Consider the following 21,960-nt stretch of genomic DNA (forward strand, 5'->3'; position numbering starts at 1 on the left):
GCGAATGGAATATATTCAAGTTTCATATGAATATGAAGAGAAAATTGCGATTGTTACGTTAAACCGACCGGAGATGCGCCATGCATTTAACACGGATATGGCGAAGCAGCTGTTAACTGTATTTCAGTCATTCAATGAGCAGCCGGTACGCGTCGTCATTTTAACTTCCTCCACTGAAGATGCCTTTTGTTCAGGCGCGGATTTAAAAGAACGGAAAGGGATGAGTGAGGCAGAGTGGAAAAAACAGCATCATTTATTTGAACAAATGTTCCAGGCAGTAGCCAATTGCAAGCAACCTACCATTGCTGCGATCAATGGCTATACACTTGCAGGAGGGTTTGAACTTGCTTTAAATATGGACTTAATTGTTGCTGGTAAAAATACAAAAGTAGGGCTAACAGAGGTCACTCGAGGTATTATGCCAGGCGGAGGGGGAGCACGTCTACTGCCAAAACGTATACCGCTTCATATCGCAAAAGAATGGCTATTTACAGGTAGGATTGTATCCGTAGAAGAAGCACAGAACGCAGGGTTATTTAATCGAATTGTCGAATCAGAAGATGTAATGAGTACCGCAATTGAATTAGCCGAAAAAATGGCAGGCAATGCACCTTTAGGAGTTCAAGGTGTTAAAAAAGTAGCAGAAGTCAGTTCATTGAAAGCATCTGAAGCATTCCGTATTGAAATCGAAACTTACAACGAGGTTATTTCTTCTGAGGATCGAATGGAAGGTATTTTAGCATTTAACGAAAAAAGAAAACCTAATTTTATCGGACGGTAGGAGGAACTCAAATGATGTTAACAGAGAATCTGGCATTTTTAGAAGAACTTCGTGAAGGTGTAAGAGCAGTTTGCAAACGTTTTGATGGTGAATACTGGCGGAAGTTGGATGAGATCGACGGATATCCGACCGAATTTGTGGAGTCGATTACGCAGGCAGGCTTTTTAGGAGCTTTAATACCTGAACAATATGGTGGATCGGGTTTAGGAATACTGGAAGCATCCGTAATTTTAGAAGAGATTAACCGCTCAGGTGGGAATGCGGGCGCATGTCATGCACAAATGTATACGATGGGAACAATTTTACGGCATGGTTCTTCGGCACAAAAGGAAAAATATTTGCCGAAGATTGCGGACGGATCGCTTCGTTTACAAGCATTTGGGGTGACAGAGCCTAATACTGGCACGGACACAACAAATTTAAAAACGTTTGCGAAACGCGATGGCGACCATTATATCGTGAATGGTCAAAAGGTATTCATTTCCCGTGCAGAGCATTCGGATTTAATGATTCTATTAGTTCGTACAACACCGAAAGACCAATGCGTTAAAAAGAGTGATGGCTTGTCTGTGTTAATTGTTGATTTGAATGAAGCAGTTGGAAATGGTTTAGAAATACGCCCAATCAAAACAATGATGAACCATGCGACAACAGAATTATTTATCGACAACTTAAGGGTGCCGGTAGAAAATTTGATTGGTGAAGAAGGAAAAGGATTCCGCTATATTTTGGACGGAATGAATGCCGAGCGGATTTTAATTGCTGCGGAATGTATCGGTGATGGTCGCTGGTTTATTGAACGGGCAACAAATTATGCAAAAGAACGGGTTGTTTTTGATCGTCCAATCGGTCAAAACCAAGGAATACAATTTCCGATTGCCCAGGCGCATATCCATATTGAAGCGGCAGACTTAATGCGCATAAAAGCTGCGGAACTTTATGATCGCCGGCAAGCTTGCGGGGCAGAGGCCAATATGGCGAAGTTACTCGCTGCAGATGCATCATGGGAGGCAGCCAATGTAGCCATTCAAACATATGGCGGCTTTGGCTTTGCCGCAGAATATGATATTGAGCGGAAATTTAAAGAGACGCGGCTCTATCAAGTAGCTCCAATTTCAACAAACCTAATTTTATCATACGTCGGAGAACATATATTAAAACTTCCAAAATCTTATTGAGGTGAAAATCATGCACTTTCCAAAGCAAGTTGAAATTATTGAAGTAGGTCCACGCGACGGTTTGCAAAATGAATCACGCTTTGTGCCAACAGAGGAAAAGAAACAGTTAATCAAACAATTATATGAAGCGGGCTTTCAGCGTATTGAAACGGCATCGTTTGTTCATCCGAAAATTGTCCCGCAAATGGCGGACGCACAGGAAATTACGGCATTTTGCAATGAACTGGGAATGGAATATATCGCTTTAACCCCAAATATGAAAGCACTGGAGCGTGCCATTGATGCAGGTGTACCGCAGATTGCGGTATTCGTCGGGGCAAGTGAGACATTCAACCAAAAAAATATTAAGCGTTCCATTGAAGAGTCTTTGGCAGAATGCAGCGAAATGTTCCGGCATGCAAAAGCTCAGAAAAAGTTTATTCGTGGCTATGTGTCGATGTGTTTTAGCTGTCCGTATGAAGGAGCCATTTCCTATGAGCAAGTTAAGCGGGTCGTAGCGCAATTTGTAAATGACCGGGCTGATGAAATTTCAATTGGTGATACGAATGGACAGGCAAATCCGCGCATTGTGTATGAACGGTTCAGCGCATTGAAAAAAGATTTTCCGGATACAACATTCGTGGCTCATTTCCATGATACAAACGGTTTTGCCTATGCAAATATTATTGCCGCATTAAATGCGGGAATAGAGAAGTTTGATAGTTCGATTGCTGGTCTTGGAGGTTGTCCGTTCTCACCTGGGGCTACTGGAAATGTAGCAACAGAGAAAGTGGTGGAGCTGTTTGAAGCAATGGAAGTAAAAACAAATATCCACCAGGAAAAATTAAAGGACGTGGCAAATTTCGCTTACAGTTTAGTTTAAGGAGGGCTGAAATGAAACCATTACAAGGGATACGTGTTCTCGATATGACAACAAATATTTCAGGGCCGACGTTAACAATGATTTTAGCCGATTTAGGCGCCGAAGTGATCAAAGTAGAAAAGCTGAGCGGCGATGAAGCGAGGAAGATGGAGCCTAAATATCAGGAAGATGGCGTGTATTTTTTGAACATTAACAGGCAAAAAAAATCGGTCACCCTCAACATGAAAGAAGATTCTGACCGCGGAAAGTTAATGGGACTCATAAAAACAGCAGATGTCTTCGTGGAAAATTACCGGTTGGGTGTAGCACAAAAACTAGGCATCGATTATGAAGCGGTAAAGAAAATCAATCCGAAACTAATCTATTGTTCGCTATCCGCCTATGGCCAAAACGGTCCAAAGAAAAAATATCCGGGCTATGATGCCATTATGCAAGCTGAAACAGGCATTATGAGTATTACAGGAAGTACTGATTTAGCAAGAGTGCCGGTTTCATTAATTGATCAGGGAAGTGCCATGTGGGGGGCGATTGGTATTGTATCAGCCATTTTACAACGTCATAAAACAGATGAGGGCAGCCTTGTGTCGACCTCTTTGTATGAGACCGGGGTATTTTGGGCGAACTATCATTTACTTTCAACAAAGTTAACAAGTGAAAATCCCGAAAAACTAGGTTCCAATCATGGGGCATTTGCGCCTTATGGGGCATTTCAAACTGCAGATGGTGCCATCATGATCGGCATCTCGAACAATAAATTATTCGAAAAACTTTGCGAAGTATTGCAAAAACACGAATGGATTGAAGATGGCCTCTACCATACGAACGAAGAACGAGTTAAAAACCGTTTACTTCTTAGTAAGGAAATTGAACAAATAACAATGACGGAAAAAAGCGAGGCACTCATTCAAGCACTGGAAGCTGGCGGTGTACCAGTAGCGCAAGTGAAAACAATGAAAGATGTAATAGTGGATCCGCAGCAAATAGAAAATAAACTGATTGTACGTCTACCACATATACGTGATAAGGAAATGTATGCAACGAGAATTCCTCTAACGTTTTCAAATTGTGATATAACACCTACCGCCCCTGCACCATTGTTAGGGGAGCATAATGAAGAACTGTTAGGGAGGGATTATGTTCATGACATTAAGTGAGCAGTTGGCACAATATATTGTGGATGTACGTTTCGAGGATATACCGCAGGATGTTGTACAGTTTACGAAGCTATGCATTGTCGATTATTATTCGTCTTTACTGAAAGGTCAGGAAGCAGAACCTGTTCGGATGATGGAACAAGTAGCGCAATTAATAGGCGGAGAACAACAGGCAACGGCAGTAACGGGGTTGAAGACGAGCATAACAAATGCAGCGTTCATTAATGGCGGCGCGAGTCACGTAATAGAGCTCGACGATATTCATAAAGCATCCATTGTGCATGCGGCAACTGTTATTATGCCTGCAGCGATTGCCATTGCAGAATGGAAAAATTTATCCGGCAAACAATTGATCGAGGCCATTATTGTGGGATATGAAGTGGCGTTTCGCGTAGGAGAAACGGTGACGCCTTCCCACTATTACTACTTTCATAATACGGCAACCTGCGGAACATTCGGCGCGGCAGCAGCAGTGGCAAAGTTATTGGATTTATCCAGAGAACAAATTGTCCAAGCATTTGGTTCTGCCGGCACTCAAGCTGCAGGGTTGTGGGAATTTATCGAGGATGGTGCCATGAGCAAGCAATTGCATCCTGGTAAAGCAGCGATGAATGGTATTTTAAGTGCTCTGTTAGCACAGCAGGGTTTTACAGGAGCAACAGCCATTTTGGAAGGGCGTAGAGGATTTTTTGAAGCAATGAGTGACGAGTACGATGTAACACGTATGACCGAAAAATTAGGTAAGCAATACAAAATTACCGAAAATGCCTTTAAAGTCCATGCATCTTGTCGTCATACACATGCCGCAATGGACTTGGCGCTTGAACTGCATAAAAAAGTAGAGAAAAATGGCATCGATTTTATAAAATCAGTCGAAGTAGGAGCATATCAGGTGGCGCTGGATATTACGGATGCAAAAAGTCCGCAAACAATATATGCGGCAAAGTTCAGTTTGCAATTTTGTGTAGCTTTAGCGTTATGGACCGGTGAAGGAGGATTTGATGCCTTCAATGCAGATATATTGCAAGACCCAACCATTCGAAAGCTGATGGAAAAGCTGACCGTATCTGTAGATAAAAATATTAACAGTCAATATCCGCAAGAGTGGGGCGCGAAAATTCAAATTCATTGGCAGGATGGTTCAAGTGACGTTGTGCAAAGCAGATTTCCTAAAGGGGATCCGGAAAATGCATTAACAGACCAGGACTTTATTAATAAGTTCAATAGTTTAGTGCCTTTAGAAGAAGCTCATAAAGAAAAAATTATTCATGACTTATTACATTTAGAAACGATTCAAGTACAGCAGTTAATCCGAACATTACATCCCGTAGAGCATATTTCGATTGTGTAGTAGCTATTCAATTTTCAGAAAAATGAAGGGCGAGTGAGCGCATGCGTGAGACAAAGGGAAGAGTTGCCGAAATGACATCCCCGATGGAACTCGTTTTTAAAGAGTATCCGCTGGTGGAGCCGGCACCAGGAGCGGTAATTGTAAAAATCATTCAAACAAATATTTGCGGATCTGAACTGCATATATGGAAAGGGCATCATCCGGTCATTCGCAGTGGGGCTTTAGGACATGAAATGATAGGTGAAATTCATGCGTTAGGTGAAGGAGTCGAAACAGATTTTGCGGGTACCCCTGTAAAAGTCGGGGACCGAATTGTAAGTGCTTACTTTTTGACTTGCCGTAAATGTCCGCCTTGTCAGCATGGACAATTTAACTTATGTGAAAATGCTTATAAGTATTGGCGTTTACCGACAGAGGAAGCACCGCATTTCCATGGGACATTCGGTACGCATTATTATATTCATTCCGATCAGTATTTTTATAAAGTACCAGACAATATATCAAACAGTGTCGCAGCAAGCGCAAACTGCGCATTATCCCAGGTGTATTTTGGGCTTGAGCAAGGAAATATTGTCTCAGGGGAAACAATTCTCATTCAAGGCGCGGGCGGACTCGGATTAAATGCGATTGCTGTTGCGAAAGAAAAGCAATTGAAAGTCATTGTAGTAGATGGTGTTGAAAGCCGTTTAGATCAGGCAAAGGCATTTGGTGCAGATGAAGTAATTTTAATATCGGACTTTCCAACGGTTGAACAGCGCGTTGCACAAATTATGCGTCTGACAGGAAATCACGGAGTGGATGTTGCCCTCGAAGTAGCAGGTGTTCCTCAGGCTTTTGCTGAAGGTGTGGAGTATATTCGAGCTGGCGGCCGTTACATTGTAATCGGCAATATCTCACCTGGACAAACGGTGGAATTTGATCCTGGTTATTTAACGCGTAAAGCAATTCAAATTATTCCCGTTCTGCGCTACAACCCATGGTATTTAAAAAAGGCACTCGACTTCCTGGAGCGCAATATTGACCGCTACCCGTTTGAAACATTATTGGATGCAAGCTTTAGTTTTGAGGAAATTAAAATGGCGTTAGATGAATCCGCAAAACGTTCGGTTACACGTGCCACGATCATTCCAACTTAAAAGTATGGATCTTGAAAGGTGGTGACGGTGGATTTACGCTTGCAATGCTGAAAATAATAGAAGTCTTGTAAAAAAATAAAAACATTATGGGAGGAATTACGATGTGTAATAAAAAAGTATACGTGCTTGATACAGGGACAATGAAAATGGATAAAAACTATATGATTGCCATGCACAATCCAGCAAGCATCACTAATCCGAATCCGCCAGCCGAGTTTGTCGAGTTTCCCGTTTATGCAGTACTGATTGACCACCCAGAAGGAAAAATTTTATTTGATACAGGCTGTAACCCGGACGGAATGGGAGATGATGGGCGTTGGCCGGAAGGGGTTCAGCAACTGTTCCCTGCCTTCCAAAGTGAAGAATGCTATTTGATCAATCGACTTGAACAATTGAAAGTTCGCCCGGAAGACATCAAATATGTCATTGCCTCACATTTGCATTTAGACCATGCAGGTTGCCTGGAGTTATTTACAAACGCAGAAATTATCGTTCATGATACGGAACTGTCAAATGTCATGAAAACATTTGCGATGACACGAAATATGGGTGCCTATATTTGGGGCGATGTCATGGCTTGGATTCAAAAAGAACTGCGTTGGCGTACTATTAAACCTCATGAAAAAGAAGTGCCACTAGTAGAAGGCATTAAAATTTTAAACTTTGGTCCAGGGCATGCTTACGGTATGTTGGGCTTGCACATCGAACTCCCGGGTCACGGAAATGTTTTACTTGCATCCGATGCATTATACACAGAAGAAAGCTATGGTCCACCAGTTAAGCCGCCCGGAATTTTGTATGATTCAGTAGGCTACAACTCTACTGTAGAAAGAATCCGAGAGTTTGCTACACGTAATGACTCTGAAATTTGGTTCGGACATGATTCAAAGCAATTTAAATCGTTTATCAAATCGACAGAAGGCTATTACGAATAATAAATTTGCACCCTAAGTAAGCCTTACTTAGGGTGTCATTGTCATAACGGAGGGAAGAATATGCAAAAAATAGGATCTGTACTCAATGGAGAGCACCGTCTTCAAGAAGAAAAGACGATGGATGTTTTAAATCCTTTTAATCAGGAACTGATTGCAACAATTGCCTGTGCCTCAATTGAAGATGTACATGAAGCAATTGAGGTCGCACAGCAAACATTTAATGCAACGATGCGCAAAATGCCTGCACATGAACGTAGCCGTATTTTACGTAAAGCTTCATTGTTACTTGAAGAACGGAGCGAACAGTTTGCGAAAACCATCTCTTTGGAAGCAGGAAAACCGATTAATGAGGCACGGGGAGAAGTAACACGAGCGGTTCAAGTGCTGCTGTTTGCAAGTGAAGAGGCAAAGCGGCTGGCAGGAGACCAGATTCCGATGGATAGTGCAATTGGCGGCGAACGTCAAATTGGCATTGCAAAACGTGTACCTTTAGGAGTAATTGCTGCCATTACGCCTTTTAATTTCCCTTTAAACCTAGCTTTGCATAAAATTGCTCCGGCCATTGCTGTTGGAAATACAGTTGTTTTGAAACCAGCCGAAAAAACGCCGCTGTCTTCTATTTTGCTGTATGAATTATTGCATGATGCGGGATTGCCAAAAGGAGCGTTAAATATCCTTCAAGGACCAGGCACGGAACTAGTTGAGCCACTGGTAAAACATCCTTTTGTGAAAAAAGTTACCTTTACGGGGAGCGGAAAAGTAGGATGGCATATTCATGAACTGGCAGGAAAGAAGCCGGTAACTCTTGAGCTTGGCTCCAATGCTCCGAACATTATATTTGCGGATGCCGATTTAGAGTACGCAGCGTCTACCATTACGATGTCCGGTTTTACATTTGCCGGTCAGGCATGTGTTTCTGCACAGCGGATATATGTCGAGCAATCTGTTTATGACCAGTTTGCACAATTACTACAGGAAAAAGTGGAAGCGCTGGTAATGGGGAATCCTGCTGAGGAACAAACACAACTGGGGCCAATGATTACAGAAGACGCGGCAATCCGTGCAGCAACCTGGATTGAAGAAGCAGTATCACAAGGGGCAACAATTCGTACGGGAGGAAAGAGGAACGGCACATTACTCGAGCCGACCATTTTGGAAAATGTTACAAAGCCGATGCAGGTCGTATGTATGGAAGTATTTGCCCCGATGGTTGCACTCATACCATTTACTGAAGAGGACGAAGTGTTGGCCGCTGCCAATGATTCAGATTACGGATTACAGGCAGGTGTGTTTACTTCAGATATTAACCGTGCCTTAAAGTTTGCAGAGGAGCTGGAAACAGGAGGCGTTTGGATTAATGAATCTTCGGTACGACGCTTTGACCATATGCCATATGGCGGGATAAAAGAGAGCGGTACTGGAAAAGAAGGAATACGTTATGCAATTGAAGGGATGTCAGATTTAAAATTTATAGGAATTAAGTTAATTTAAGGAGGACATCATCATGAAAATTCGATCTGCCATATTACGCTCATCCGGTGTAACTAAGCCCTATGCGGAAAGCAAGCCGATCCATATCGAAGAAATTGAGCTGGATGCTCCTCAAGAAGGGGAAGTATTGATTCAAATAAAAGCGGCAAGCCTTTGCCATTCGGATTTGTCAGTCATTAACGGGAGTCGTCCACGTCCTTTACCAATGGCTCTTGGTCATGAAGCAGCAGGAATCGTTAAAGAAGTAGGGCCTGGTGTTATGAACTTTAAGCAAGGAGATAAAGTAATCTGCGTATTTGTACCAAGTTGCGGGCATTGTGTACCTTGTGCAGAAGGACGTCCGGCATTATGTGAACCGGGTGCAAAGGCAAATGGAGACGGAACATTGATCGGTGGCGGGGTCCGTTTACATGCAGGGACTGAAAAGATTGGGCATCACGTTGGGGTATCTGCCTTCTCGGAGTATGCAGTCGTATCGCAGAATTCCCTCGTAAAAGTGGAAGAGGAATTGCCGTTTGAAAAACTGGCGCTCTTTGGCTGTGCAGTTATTACAGGGGTAGGCGCTGTCGTAAATACAGCGAAAGTCCAGCTTGGAAAAACAGTTGCTGTTGTCGGTTTAGGCGGAATTGGCTTAAGTGCGCTGCTCGGGGCCATTGCAGCTGGTGCCCGTGAAGTAATCGCAATTGATATTAATGAAAAGAAGCTGCAGCAGGCAAAGGAATTGGGGGCAACAGCCGTCTTTAATTCGAAGGATGCTGATGTAGTCGCACAAGTGAAAGCCTATACAAATGGCGGGGTTGATTATGCTTTTGAAACTGCGGGTGTCGTTCCAGCGATGGAAGTGGCATATGCCATTACAAAGCGTGGCGGTACAACAACGACAACAGGACTGCCACATCCGGAACATCAGTTTTCTTTCCCTTATGTAACATTAACAGCAGAAGAAAAAACGCTAAAAGGTTCATATATAGGAAGCTGTGTGCCATTAAGAGATATTCCGCATTATTTGCATATGATGAAAACCGGAAAGCTGCCGGTCGATCAGCTGTTATCAAATATTATTACGCTCGATGAAATAAATGAAGGCTTTGATCTATTAGCGACAGGCGATAATTCTCGAATTATTATTAAAATGGATTAATGAAAAAACATAATAAAAACGGTGAAACATCTACTCTGTAATGTTTCGCCGTTTTTGTATAGCAAGAAGTACATAAAGCACTATCCAAATACTAACTATAACTCCGGCTAAACTTAATAAATAGCCAGCTGCCCCAAATGCATCGTATAGCCATTGAAGAGGCGTTCCTTTTACAGGGCGATTTAAAAACATAAAGTTCGTACGGAAATGAGCATTGTATATATAAATTGGCGGAACTGTGATAAGCAGAAACAAGAGAGCCCGCCAAATATCCATAAAAGTTGTCATCAGCTGTTTTTCCAAAATCAAAACCGCAACAAATACGACGAGCAGTGCATGAAATAGAAAGCTGTGAAAATGCAAAAAGCCGCCAACCGGATCAATTGTCCACCCGGGGAATAAAAGTGCAATTGCAGCTCCGGGCAACGTAAGCGTGTATAGTAATGTAGCTGTTGTCCGTGTTGGAAAATACGTATGCCAGCCAATAATGAAAATGCCAAAGCCGCATAAATGAAGCGGGGGACTCCAATACGAATATTGGTCCGTTATGAGTAAATAAAGTTGCTTTGCTATTTCTGAAAACAGCAGCAGCCAGAATACCGTTTTTTGAAAAACATATTGTTTTTCACGAGAAGAATAATGATAAACATATAATGAAACAACTAAAAAACCGGCAATAAAAATAAGCCACATTATATGGATCGAATCGAAAATGGTAAATCCATTCATTCCATCACCTTACTTTTCGGATTGTTGTTTTCTCGCCAACTTCTCTGCTTTTTTACGCTCGCGTAGCGCCTTGAAAAAGTCCGTTAAAATTTGTCCGCATTCTTCTGCCATCACACCTTCTGTTACAGTACATTCATGATTAAAACGCGCATCATTCAGCAGACGGTATAATGAGTCGACACAGCCTGCCTTTATATCCCGTGCCCCGTAAACAACCCGAGGTATGCGCGACTGTAAAATAGCCCCTGCACACATCGGGCAAGGTTCAAGCGTGACGTACAAAGTAGTTTCTTCTAAACGCCAGCTGCCAACTTTTTTGCAGGCTTCTTGAATGGCCATGCTTTCTGCGTGTGTCAGTGCATTTTGGGTTGTTTCGCGTAAATTATGTGCACGTGCAATAATTTCATCTTTATATACAATAACTGCGCCGATCGGTACTTCCCCAAGGGCAGCTGCTTTTTTTGCTTCTTCCAATGCTTCCTGCATGTATTGGTGATCTTTGTTTTCGAGCATTCATCTATCACTCCTTAAATCCTAGTTTAGCATGCCGGTGAATACTTGGGCGACAAGAAATAAATCATGCTATGATGAAAGAAAAGTTTGAAGGAGTACAGCGATGAAGTCATTTCAAACAGAGGAAGAAATAGATGAGTATTTTGATAAGGCATTGGCTGATCTGCATAAAGAGTATGAACAGAAATTGTTGACGATTGAGAAAAATGAACAACAAGTAACTGACACATTGCAAAAGCAATATGAACAGCAAAAGGTAGCCATTGCACAGCAGCATGAAAATGAAGAAAACAATCTTAACAATAATCGTGAACAAGCGATCGAAAAAATTAGAAAGTTATTCGACCATAAAAGAAAAGTCCTATTGGAAAACTATAAAATTACTTATGAAGAAGAAAGAAAAAACCATCACGTCAATAAAATTGAACTACTAGAGCAAAAACAAACGGAAGAACGCAGGAAGTTTCAATTTTACCATGATCAGCAACAAGCGCCATTAGCACAAATTGAACAAGCTCCAGATCTGACAGAGGCAATGGAACAGGCAATGGATAATTTATATCAGGAGTTAACCGACATCTTGATTAAATATAAACAGCAATTCGAGGAAGCCGAACAACAGTTTGAAGAAAGCTGCCATGAACTGGTTCTACAATGTGATGAGGCAATCGAAAACCTAATTGATAATGAAGCAGCTTCACAAAGCCAGCTAGACGACCAGTTATTCGAGGCGTTACAGGATTTAGCCGAAAAAACAGATAAACAATATGAGGAAATAGAACAAAGCCTATTGGAAAAAGAACAGTCTCTTCAGGAAATGGTACTTGCTCAGCAAGAAAAAATTACCGCAGACTATGATAAACGGCGTGAAAAATTATTTGAACTACAATAGGAAGCACTAGCACAATTTAATTACTAGAAATTGGCTATGCATGAATTCGGTAAAATAGAATTGTTTGCTTTGTTGTCTAAAGAGCGTTGTGATAAAATTAAAAGCATTGACTATAAAAAGAGAAGGAGCACTTCTAATGTCTGTGCCATTTATAACAGTAGAAGGTCCGATTGGTGTTGGGAAGACCTCATTATCTAAGGCCGTATCACAAACGTTTGACTATCATTTATTAAAAGAGATTGTAGATGAAAATCCATTTCTCGGTAAGTTCTATGAAGATATTAGTGAGTGGAGCTTCCAAACGGAAATGTTTTTCCTGTGCAATCGCTATAAACAGTTATCTGATATTCATGAAATTATTGAAGCACAAGGGCCTGTAGTGGCTGATTATCATATATTTAAAAATTTGATCTTTGCAAAGCGTACTTTAAAGCCGACAGAATATGAAAAGTACGAGTCGATCTACCGAATTTTAACTGCTGATATGCCAAAGCCCAATATGGTCATTTATTTACATGCAAGCTTGGATACATTAATGAAACGAATCACAATGCGCGGTCGTGAAGTGGAAAAGAATATTTCCCGTGAATATATGGAACAACTTTCAAGCGATTATCATCAATTTATCGGACATTTTGAAAAGATGCATCCAGAAATTCCTGTTATCTCATTAAATGGGGATGAGCTTGATTTTGTGAAAAGTGAAGGAGATTTACAGTACGTACTACGATTAGTAGAGGAAAAGTTACAACAAAGGAGTTTGCATCAGAAATGAACTTAAGAGAGAAGTACAATATTCCTGCGAATGCAGTGATTACAATAGCAGGAACAGTCGGTGTCGGAAAGTCAACAATGACTAAAGCATTATCACAGAGCTTAAATTTCCGTACATCTTATGAAAAGGTTGATACAAACCCTTATTTAGATAAATTCTATGACGATTTTGAAAAGTGGAGCTTCCATTTGCAAGTTTATTTCCTTGCTGAACGTTTTAAAGAACAGAAGCGTATTTTTGAATATGGCGGAGGCTTTATACAAGACCGTTCTATTTACGAAGATACAGGTATTTTTGCAAAGATGCATTATGACAAAGGGACAATGACACCGACAGATTATGAAACATATACAAATTTGTTTGATGCGATGGTGATGACACCGTATTTCCCGCACCCGGATTTGCTTGTATATTTGGAAGGTCCGATTGGTGATGTGATTGGTCGTATCCACGAACGTGGACGCGAGATGGAGCAGCAAACACCTCATTCGTACTGGGAAGAAATGCACGGACGTTATGAAGACTGGATTAACAATTTCAATGCATGTCCAGTATTGCGTATTGATATTAACGATTACGATCTAATGAAAAATCCTGCACAAGTTGAGGATGTCGTTGCACGTATCGGATATATGCTTGAACAAACAAGCCATTTACGAAAATAATAAAAAGGACTGATTTCTATATGTAACGGAAATCAGTCTTTTTTATTTCGTCCAAACAATAACAAAAATGGGTGTCATAATGAGCAGAAAGACAAAAAAGCTCCATAAAACTTGTTTACCTGTCGTCATATTTTTAGGCTTCATACTGATGGATTCGTATAGCTCATTCACTGCGCGCTGTTCCCTTTCATAAAGCATCCTCTGAAAAGAAGCATAATTTTCGATGTATGACGCCGGGTTTTCAAAATGAAAGCGAATCGCCCGTATATCATCTGTAACGTCTTTATCCTGGTGCATATACGTAATTGTAGGAGCAAGACCACCTGTCAGCCGGGCAATAACCTTGATATCGAAGGTCTTCATCTTATAAGTTGTGTTCCCGCTTTCATCCGTTACTATTTCAATAAGCGGATTATTCATGTATATCCCTCCTTTCTTTTATTTCCAGTATTCCCAACATAGAAAAGTTTTTAACGATTTTAAAAAATATTGCGAACAATAAGTTGTACCGTTTATGCTAACAGTAATTACAAATTTTAATGATTTGTAATATTATAGCGAAAAGGGGATGGGAATATGACTTTATCAATGGTAGAACGCTTACGTGCATTACCAACGACAGCAATTTCCGATGCAACAGGGGGACATACGAATGTGGCATCAGCAATTAAACCGCTAGCCGAACACTTCAAAATTGCAGGGAAAGCGAGAACGGTCCGCCTGCCAGATGGGGAAAATGGTGCGGTACTTGAAGCAATTAGTCAGGCAAAAAATGGGGAAATATTAGTCATCGATGCTAAAGGCAATACGAATCGTGCTGTAGCGGGTGACTTTGTTATGCAGCTAGCACAAGGTGTCGGTGTTCAAGGTTTTGTCGTGGACGGGGTTATTCGCGATATAGCAGCTGCAAAAGAAATCGATTTTCCGGTCTTTTCATTAGGTACAACAGTAGCAGCAGGCAATAAACATGGTGGCGGGACACTAGGTATAGCTGTATCTGTAGGAAATGTCGCTGTTCAAACAGGTGATTATGTAATTGGTGATAGTGATGGGGTCGTTATTATCCCTCAGAAGGATATCGAGCAGATTATAGAGGCAGCGGAAGCTAAAGTAGCAAAAGATGAAGAGCGGGCACATGAAGCATTACATAATGGGGAAGCATCAATCCGCGCATATTTAGCAATAGTAGTAAAATAAAAAATGGCGTAGTGAAATCGTTCACTACGCCATTTTCTAATTTTATTTTAAGTTCGCAGCTTGATACTCAGCAAATTGCTTCTCGTCGAAACGTTTTTCCCATTTCGCCATTACAAGTGCTGCCAATGTGTTACCTACTACGTTTACAGCTGTACGAGCCATATCTAAAATACGGTCAATACCTGCGATAAATGCTAAACCTTCAAGCGGAATACCTACAGTGCCTAATGTTGCAAGAAGTACCACGAAAGATACCCCTGGAACGCCGGCGATTCCTTTAGATGTTACCATTAATACAAGCATTAATGTAATCTGTTCCACAATTGAAAGGTCGATACCGTACATTTGCGCAATGAAGATTGCCGCAATCGCCTGGTAAAGTGTCGAACCGTCTAAGTTGAATGAGTAACCTGTTGGAATAACGAACGAAACGATATCCTTTGGTGCACCCATTTTTTCTGTTTTTAACATAATACGAGGTAATACGGTCTCTGATGAAGAAGTAGAGAATGCCAGTAAAAGCTCGTCCTTGATCATACGAATTAATTTGAAGATATTAATACCGAAAATACGTGCTGTAAGACCTAAAACAACGACTACGAAGAAAATCATTGTTGCATATACTAAAATCGCCAGTTTCCCTAATGGAATAAGGGATTCTACACCAAATTTGGAAACGGTTACACCGATAAGTGCAAATACGCCGACTGGTGCAAATTTCATTACTAAGTTTGTGACCCAGAACATGGCGTCTGCCGTACCTTGGAAGAATGCGAGCACTGGTTTTCCGCGTTCTCCAATTGCTGCCACACCTAAACCGAAAATTACAGAGAAGAAAATAATTGCAAGCATGTCGCCTTCTGCCATTGCATTTATAATGTTTTTAGGAACGATGTCTACAATAATTTGGAAAGTTCCTTTGTCCTCTTCAGCTTCCGTTGTTTCAACATATGAAGAAATATCAGATTTCTGTAATTCGTTCATATCGATACCAGCACCTGGTTGGAATAGGTTAGCTGCTAATAAACCAACAGCAATCGCGACTGTTGTGATAACTTCGAAGTAAATAAGTGTTTTACCGCCAAGTCGACCTAACTGTTTGATGTCACCAGTTCCGGCAACCCCAACAATCAGTGTCGAAATAATAATCGGTACTACGATCATCTTAATTAAGTTTAAGAAAATATCGCCAAGTGGCTGTAAGTATGATTGTACATTTTCGTTACCGAAGAACACAGCACCTACGATAACACCAAGTACAAGACCGATTAAAATTTGCGCGGCTAAACTAATTTTAAACTTTTTCAAATATAGTTCCCCCTAAAAATTTAGATTCAGGACTAGCCTAAAACTAATTTTATTAGATACATACAAAATCCGACAAAATCCGACTAATCAACTTTACTAATAATTTCTGAATACAATACTTGAATGAATTTTTTTATGTTTACTTTTGCTTTACGTTGATCATTATTCTCTATTTGATTCATTAAATAACGAATGTCCGTTAAATCAAAATAGCGGGGGGTATAGTATTCAAATTCAGAATTCGTGTAATCGACAATCCCTAAGTTCGCCAAGTTAATCATGGCAGCTAATATAGTCCGGCGTACACGTTGTTCAATTGCTTTACTCTCTTTTACAATTTCGTCCGGCGTATTTTTCGTCAGCATTGCAACACGTTCATATACTTCCTTTAATGGAGGAAGCGGTGCAATTTTATGCTTCTCGATTAATAGCTGTTCTATAATTTTAATAATATCTTCACTGCCAACTTCAGCGACAATTCCCATATCATTTAAGATGGACTGAATATGTTCTCGCGCCGTCTTTTTTGTATGTGTTACATCTGTAATATCAAAGTTTGTCAGGGACTGGCGAATAACTTGCAAAGAATTTCTTAATAAGTATTGCTCAGTTGTTCGTTTTAATACCATTTGTACTTCAACTTTATTGATAGGCTTATGAATGAAAAATTCAATTCCTTTCGAATAACTTTCAGCGACCATTTCCTTATTTACAACTTGTGAAATCATAATAAACTGGCCTTTAAAGCCATTTTGTTGTAGTCGTTCAATTGTTTCAATTCCATCCAACTTCGGCATGAGTAAATCGATTAAAACAAATTCCGGCTGCATCATTAAAATTTGGGGAATGGCATCCAAACCGTTTTTTGCCTCCCCAATGACAGCTCCGAGTTCACAGTCATTAATAATATTACTGAGCATCATCCGGCTTGCCCGGTCATCATCTACTATAAAGTAACGCATTAGTCATTCTCCTTTTGAATGTTTTCTGTAGGGATTTGCACAACAAAGCAAGTTGAGGAATCACTTGTTACGTGAATATTCCCTTCAAGATTTTCAACAATTGTTTTTGTATGGGAAAGACCAATTCCTGTAGAACCTTGGCCCTGTTCATTAAACTTGGATGTATAGCCTGCATCAAAAATAATTGGAATGAGTGCCGGATCAATACCAACTCCATTATCTTCTACGATAAAGGAAGTCATATCCTGTTCGGCTACAACATTCAAAGTAATAAATCCGCTTTCTTCAATTGCCTCCACAGCATTTGCCATTAGGTTATTTAAAATAGCAAATAGTGCAATGTGGTTTTTTGTTTGATAATCATCTGGACAAATAAGAGTAATGGAAATCGATTTATTTAAATAGGCGGCATAATTTTCATTAGCCTCAATAATAAAACTTAGTAACTCAGACAACAGAAAATTTGACGGGTAGTTTCTCTTTGTTATTTTAGAGAGTCCGGCATGAATCCGTTCATTATCTTTTTTTACTTCATGGATTTCCTGGGCAATATGTAAAGCTTCAGAAGCTAGCTGCTCTTCATTTGTTTTCAGTTTTTTGTAAAGCTGATAACTGTTTGCTGTTAGCTGTTCGATTTGGGTCATCGTTTTTTGAAGATACAATGCTTCTACATATAGTTCCGAATGAATCGTCATGAGCTGTTTTAGCTGTTTCTTCTGTTCTGACATTGTTATCATGCTGTAAATGCCGACAACAAAAAAGCTGCGTAACAATCCAACGAGGATGAACAGTAGAAAAGAAGTAAATGTTTCCTGATCAGAAACAAGCAGAATATCCGTTAATACATGTTCGATCGTGTTGGAGAGTACTTCAAATGCTGTTGCTAATAAACCGAGCATAAGCGGCTGTTTTTTTAATTCGTCCAGTGGAATTAATTTAAAACATAGTGCAAAGACTGTATAAAAAGCGCCTGCCGGCAAATGTTCAACAATATGAGTAACGAAGCTTTGTCCATAAATAAAAATGTCCAGTAAAGACCGACCGACAATGACGATCAGTGCAGTCAATAAACCTGTAGATACAATCGGTAATGGACGGATCAGTAAAGCGAAAAAGAAAATAATGCTCCCTAATCCGAAACGAAAAGGTCCTTCTTCAAACGGAATTATTTTAATTTCGCCACCAATGGCGGTCAATAAGCCGACAAGTAGCATAAATAAGAAAAGTTTTGTTGTTTTAATATGTGGCTGAGTCGATTCCAATTTTAATATACCGCCCTTTACATACATGACATAGTACTTAATTGTACAAGAAAGTCGTCTACAAATACAAAAAAGTACTATTTCCAATGAATTGAAATAGTACTTTAAAGTGAATTTTGCTATAAAAAAAACCGCTTAACTAATGCAGCGGATGAAAGTTCAAAAATGGAGGAGGTAGAGGGATTCGAACCCCCGCGCGGTGTTACCCGCCTGTCGGTTTTCAAGACCGATCCCTTCAGCCAGACTTGGGTATACCTCCAAAATATAAGATGTCTTTTCGACAAAGATTAATTTACCACGGAATGAGATTTGCGTCAATAATTTTTTCGGGAAAATTATAAGCTGATTAAATAAAGAAAACGAGATATCCAAATTTATAGAGGATGTCTCGTTTTACTATTGATTTATTTTTTTGAGGCATAAACTTTATTCGATGAATTTTTTAAAAAGCTTAAAATATTTTCAATGAATGGTTCTGTTTTTTCGATTTGAGTCCAGTGCCCACATTCATTAAATACATGTAGTTGTGCGTGGGGTAGTAATTGAATTAATCGATAGCTTGTTTCTTCGATTGGAATCACTTGGTCATTCAGGCCATGGAAAATTAATGTTTCAATTTCAATTTGCTTAATCTGCTCATCTTCTAAAGCCATTTCATCTAACATTTTCTGACGTGGTTCCGGGAACATTGCCGAGAACGCATCTCTTACATCAGGGCGCATGCTCGCTTCATAGCGCATGCGAACAAGTTCCTCATTATTTGCAGCTGCTTGATCGTACGAGAACAATTTAATAAGCTCTTTCATTGTTTCTAAACTTGGTTCATAGCCCCACACACGGTCTAGACCATCAGAAATTGGATGCTTTGTGCCAACACTACCCATTAAGATTAATTTTTTTACTAAATCTGGTCTGCGATATGCGATATGAAGAGACAATGCACCACCAAATGAATTACCAACTAAATAAACGGGTTCATCAGCAACCTTTTCAATAAAGCCAATTAAGTGCTCCACCCATAGCTCAATATTGTAATTATGGTCTGCTAATTTATCTGTTTCACCAAAACCGATAACATCCGGCGCTAAAACTCTATACGACTCACTAAGACGTGGGATAACTAAACGCCAGTTTGCAAGTGCAGACACACCAGGTCCTGATCCATGTATTAAAATGATTGTTTCATTTCCAGTACCTTCTTCATGATAGTGTGTGTTAACACCATTGATATTTAAATAGTTTGAACTAATGTTCAATTCAGCCACTCCTTTTTTGTTAATTGTATTGAGAATTAATTAGAAAGAAGAAAACAAGTTCCATCTTTCTAATAAGTTATATTTCTAAGGTTTAACAAGTTCTCCAGATTTAATAGGAGTACCATATTGGAAGAATTCCTGCGGTAAGGTAGAACCATGCCAAATAATAGATTTTTCTAAATCTTTACCTTTCCATTCCACAGTTCTCCAAGAAGGATCAAAAATTTGATAGCCTGGGTCACCGAATAATTCTACACGGTTTCCACCTGGTTCCATTACATACAAGAATGCAGCTTGAGTTACGCCATGCTTACCTGGACCGGCTTCAATATTATAGCCAGCTTCAATTAATAGGTCTGCAACATCTGATAAATGCTGAGGGAATCCGTACCAATAGCAAATATGGTGCAGGCGACCTGATTCACCTAATGCATCGCCCATAATTGCAATGTCATGAACTAAATTACTTACACTTAACCATGCAGCTATGGAAGAATCGTCGTCCGCTACGATGCGTTCACGTAAGTTAAAACCAAGCACCTCTTTTAAGAACTCAACGTTTTTGTCAGTATCGCTTGCTAATAAGTTGATATGGTCTAAGCGACGAACCGGCACACCGCGATTTGGACGTTTTTGCGGGCGATTTAATAATGGTGTTTTTTGGTCTTCAGGGGCTTCATAATACTCAACATCCCATAGAAGCTCAATTTTATGACCGTCTGGAGTTGTAAATTGGTATGCACGACCGTGACCGACATCTCCTTCAATCCAACCAATCCCATATCCAGTTTTTTCGATTTCAGCTACACGGCGCTCTAATGCTTGAGCAGAAGTAGCTCTTAAAGCAATATGACCTAAACCAGCTTCATCATTTTCTGTAATGATTAACGTGTTATGGTAATGATCCTCGTAAGCACGCATATAAACTGAGTTACCTCGACGACCTACTTCATCCATACCAAGAATATTTTTGAAGAATTCTACTGATTCCTCTAATTTAGGGCTGTAAATTTCAAAGTGTGCAAGTTGTGCAACGTCAAACATAGGCTCTTTTGTCATATTAAATTCCTCCACTTTTCATAAGTTTATTTTTTTATAGTAAAATTCATAGTTTTGAATTTACCAAGTCGGATGTCCTTTGAATCCAAGAATTGCGCTTCCGTATCCGGCCATTGCATCTTCGTATTGATGTGTTGGGTGAGCAGCAACGGTAAGAATATCTCGAACAAATCTTTCTGTTCCATCACTCTTGTAGACTGAGTTACCACCAAGCGTGATTAAAATACGAGTGGCCATTTCTGCAGAAGTTTTTGCAATATAGCCGCGAATTGCAAATAACTGTTCGCGTTCTTCCTCATCTAAAACGCGGATGCCCTCATTCTGGTAACGGTGTAAGCGATCTGCATAATCTTTTGCTAAAGCTTTTAAAGCAGTTAGTTGTATATTTAATTCTGCAAGTGTCCGCTGTGCCGTACCTGCATTTTTTTCATTTGTATTATTGTTGAAAATACGAACACGATGTTCTGTTTTTTCTTTAAAGTTTCGTATTAAGCGTTCCACACCACCAATTGCTACATGTGAGAAACCAGCTAAGAAGAATGCAAGATAGGGAACATTGAAAATTTGGTAATCCGGTTCGTAATTACCGTCCGGTGCAGTTGCCCCATTCACTACTCGAGTTACCGGAAAAACATAATTTGCTGGAACGTAGACATTATCTAACTTTACAGCGTTGCTGCCTGTTCCCCGTAAACCTAGGGAATCCCAGTTTTTAACAATTTCAAAATCTTTTTTATGGACAATAAACAGGCCAAATTCTGGTTCTGTCCCATCGTGCAATTGATGAATAGCGCCTAGTGCAACCCAGTCGCAGTAAGGAATGCCGCTGCAGAAGTTCCATGTTCCTGATATACGATATCCTTCACCATCATTTACGACCTTACCAATCGGAGCAAATACATCGGCCATTAATTCCCCAGTGCCGAATAGCTCTTCCCGACCTTGTTTGTCTAAAAAAGCTGGCCAAGTTTCATGAATAATAGCAAAGTATGTTAACCATGCTGCTGAAACATTATAGTTCGCTACAGTTCGGATAATATCCCCAAATGTATAGTAGTCTAAATCTTGCCCACCATATGCTTTTGGTCTAAGTAATTTGTGGAAGCCGGCTTCTTTTACCTTTTCCATGACTTCATCCGGTAATTTTCTATCAAAATCAGTTTGATCTGCATATTTCTCTGCTAACTCACCTACTTCTTTTGCCTTTTGGAGTAGTTCTTCACGATTCAATGTCTTTTCAAGAAGTGCCAAAGAATTAATTGTCATATAAATCCTCCTTTTTGATTTGTAAGCGTTATCACAGCATCTTGTCG

At 40.1% G+C, this 21,960-nt stretch carries 22 protein-coding genes and 1 tRNA gene; 13 read left to right on the forward strand and 10 right to left on the reverse strand.

Annotated features, from left to right (window positions below; all coding sequences use genetic code 11):
• The first annotated feature begins 4 nt into the window (after positions 1–4).
• The 9 genes from MHB58_RS00090 (at position 5) to MHB58_RS00130 (ending at position 10,029) form a co-directional block, all read left to right on the forward strand.
• Positions 5–781 carry an enoyl-CoA hydratase/isomerase family protein gene (locus MHB58_RS00090; RefSeq protein WP_340734473.1) on the forward strand — a complete coding sequence of 259 codons (777 nt, stop codon included), beginning with the start codon at positions 5–7 and terminating at the stop codon, positions 779–781.
• Between the two features lie 11 nt (positions 782–792).
• Positions 793–1,959, forward strand: coding sequence for an acyl-CoA dehydrogenase family protein (locus MHB58_RS00095; protein ID WP_340734474.1), 1,167 nt, complete (start codon positions 793–795; stop codon positions 1,957–1,959).
• A gap of 10 nt (positions 1,960–1,969) precedes the next feature.
• The gene (locus MHB58_RS00100) at positions 1,970–2,821 is read left to right on the forward strand and encodes a hydroxymethylglutaryl-CoA lyase (protein ID WP_340734475.1); all 852 of its coding nucleotides are present in this window, start codon (positions 1,970–1,972) and stop codon (positions 2,819–2,821) included.
• Between the two features lie 11 nt (positions 2,822–2,832).
• Positions 2,833–3,975 carry a CaiB/BaiF CoA transferase family protein gene (locus tag MHB58_RS00105; protein WP_340734476.1) on the forward strand — a complete coding sequence of 381 codons (1,143 nt, stop codon included), beginning with the start codon at positions 2,833–2,835 and terminating at the stop codon, positions 3,973–3,975.
• Positions 3,962–5,326: an MmgE/PrpD family protein gene (locus MHB58_RS00110; protein WP_340734477.1), complete on the forward strand. Its 1,365-nt coding sequence runs from the start codon at positions 3,962–3,964 to the stop codon at positions 5,324–5,326. Before MHB58_RS00105 ends, MHB58_RS00110 begins: the two co-directional genes overlap by 14 nt.
• Before the next feature lie 41 nt (positions 5,327–5,367).
• The gene (locus MHB58_RS00115) at positions 5,368–6,462 is read left to right on the forward strand and encodes a zinc-binding dehydrogenase (RefSeq protein WP_340734478.1); all 1,095 of its coding nucleotides are present in this window, start codon (positions 5,368–5,370) and stop codon (positions 6,460–6,462) included.
• Between the two features lie 101 nt (positions 6,463–6,563).
• A complete protein-coding gene (gene ahlS / locus MHB58_RS00120) occupies positions 6,564–7,397 on the forward strand; it encodes an AhlS family quorum-quenching N-acyl homoserine lactonase (RefSeq protein WP_014822327.1) in 834 nt (277 codons plus the stop codon).
• Between the two features lie 60 nt (positions 7,398–7,457).
• The gene (locus MHB58_RS00125; protein ID WP_340734479.1) at positions 7,458–8,888 is read left to right on the forward strand and encodes an aldehyde dehydrogenase family protein; all 1,431 of its coding nucleotides are present in this window, start codon (positions 7,458–7,460) and stop codon (positions 8,886–8,888) included.
• 13 nt (positions 8,889–8,901) lie between these two features.
• The gene (locus tag MHB58_RS00130) at positions 8,902–10,029 is read left to right on the forward strand and encodes a zinc-dependent alcohol dehydrogenase family protein (RefSeq protein WP_340734480.1); all 1,128 of its coding nucleotides are present in this window, start codon (positions 8,902–8,904) and stop codon (positions 10,027–10,029) included.
• Between the two features lie 30 nt (positions 10,030–10,059).
• Here MHB58_RS00130 and MHB58_RS00135 read toward each other — a convergent pair whose 3' ends face one another.
• Both MHB58_RS00135 and tadA read right to left on the reverse strand, forming a co-directional pair.
• Positions 10,060–10,758 carry a YwaF family protein gene (locus tag MHB58_RS00135; protein ID WP_340734481.1) on the reverse strand — a complete coding sequence of 233 codons (699 nt, stop codon included), beginning with the start codon at positions 10,756–10,758 and terminating at the stop codon, positions 10,060–10,062.
• A 9-nt stretch (positions 10,759–10,767) separates the two neighbouring features.
• A complete protein-coding gene (tadA, locus tag MHB58_RS00140; RefSeq protein ID WP_008408609.1) occupies positions 10,768–11,271 on the reverse strand; it encodes a tRNA adenosine(34) deaminase TadA in 504 nt (167 codons plus the stop codon).
• A 103-nt stretch (positions 11,272–11,374) separates the two neighbouring features.
• Between tadA and MHB58_RS00145 the strand changes: the two genes are divergently transcribed.
• The 3 genes from MHB58_RS00145 (at position 11,375) to MHB58_RS00155 (ending at position 13,603) form a co-directional block, all read left to right on the forward strand.
• Complete coding sequence (locus tag MHB58_RS00145) at positions 11,375–12,163, forward strand: hypothetical protein (protein ID WP_340734482.1); 789 nt, start codon at positions 11,375–11,377, stop codon at positions 12,161–12,163.
• A gap of 136 nt (positions 12,164–12,299) precedes the next feature.
• On the forward strand, positions 12,300–12,938 hold the full coding sequence (locus MHB58_RS00150; protein WP_340734483.1) for a deoxynucleoside kinase: 639 nt from the start codon (positions 12,300–12,302) through the stop codon (positions 12,936–12,938).
• Positions 12,935–13,603, forward strand: a complete 669-nt coding sequence (locus MHB58_RS00155; RefSeq protein ID WP_340734484.1) for a deoxynucleoside kinase — start codon at positions 12,935–12,937, stop codon at positions 13,601–13,603. The genes MHB58_RS00150 and MHB58_RS00155 overlap by 4 nt, the downstream gene beginning before the upstream one ends.
• 42 nt (positions 13,604–13,645) lie before the next feature.
• Here the strand turns inward: MHB58_RS00155 and MHB58_RS00160 are convergent, their stop codons facing one another.
• Complete coding sequence (locus MHB58_RS00160) at positions 13,646–14,023, reverse strand: hypothetical protein (protein WP_008408614.1); 378 nt, start codon at positions 14,021–14,023, stop codon at positions 13,646–13,648.
• Between the two features lie 156 nt (positions 14,024–14,179).
• Between MHB58_RS00160 and MHB58_RS00165 the strand changes: the two genes are divergently transcribed.
• A complete protein-coding gene (locus MHB58_RS00165) occupies positions 14,180–14,800 on the forward strand; it encodes an RraA family protein (RefSeq protein WP_340734485.1) in 621 nt (206 codons plus the stop codon).
• Between the two features lie 42 nt (positions 14,801–14,842).
• Here MHB58_RS00165 and MHB58_RS00170 read toward each other — a convergent pair whose 3' ends face one another.
• The 7 genes from MHB58_RS00170 to MHB58_RS00200 all read right to left on the reverse strand — a co-directional run bounded on the left by MHB58_RS00170 (position 14,843) and on the right by MHB58_RS00200 (position 21,913).
• Positions 14,843–16,108, reverse strand: a complete 1,266-nt coding sequence (locus MHB58_RS00170; protein WP_008408618.1) for a cation:dicarboxylate symporter family transporter — start codon at positions 16,106–16,108, stop codon at positions 14,843–14,845.
• Positions 16,109–16,191: 83 nt separating this feature from the next.
• Positions 16,192–17,070: a response regulator gene (locus MHB58_RS00175; RefSeq protein WP_008408620.1), complete on the reverse strand. Its 879-nt coding sequence runs from the start codon at positions 17,068–17,070 to the stop codon at positions 16,192–16,194.
• A complete protein-coding gene (locus MHB58_RS00180) occupies positions 17,070–18,332 on the reverse strand; it encodes an ATP-binding protein (protein ID WP_340734486.1) in 1,263 nt (420 codons plus the stop codon). Before MHB58_RS00180 ends, MHB58_RS00175 begins: the two co-directional genes overlap by 1 nt.
• A 166-nt stretch (positions 18,333–18,498) precedes the next feature.
• Positions 18,499–18,591: transfer RNA gene (locus tag MHB58_RS00185), tRNA-Ser, on the reverse strand.
• A 145-nt stretch (positions 18,592–18,736) separates the two neighbouring features.
• Positions 18,737–19,588, reverse strand: coding sequence for an alpha/beta fold hydrolase (locus tag MHB58_RS00190; RefSeq protein WP_340734487.1), 852 nt, complete (start codon positions 19,586–19,588; stop codon positions 18,737–18,739).
• Positions 19,589–19,672: 84 nt separating this feature from the next.
• Complete coding sequence (locus tag MHB58_RS00195; protein ID WP_008408626.1) at positions 19,673–20,647, reverse strand: catechol 2,3-dioxygenase; 975 nt, start codon at positions 20,645–20,647, stop codon at positions 19,673–19,675.
• 60 nt (positions 20,648–20,707) lie between these two features.
• Positions 20,708–21,913 carry an acyl-CoA dehydrogenase family protein gene (locus MHB58_RS00200; protein ID WP_014822319.1) on the reverse strand — a complete coding sequence of 402 codons (1,206 nt, stop codon included), beginning with the start codon at positions 21,911–21,913 and terminating at the stop codon, positions 20,708–20,710.
• Between the last annotated feature and the right edge of the window lie 47 nt (positions 21,914–21,960).

Origin of the sequence: Solibacillus sp. FSL K6-1554, from assembly GCF_038005185.1 — a bacterium.
GTDB lineage: Bacteria > Bacillota > Bacilli > Bacillales_A > Planococcaceae > Solibacillus > Solibacillus silvestris.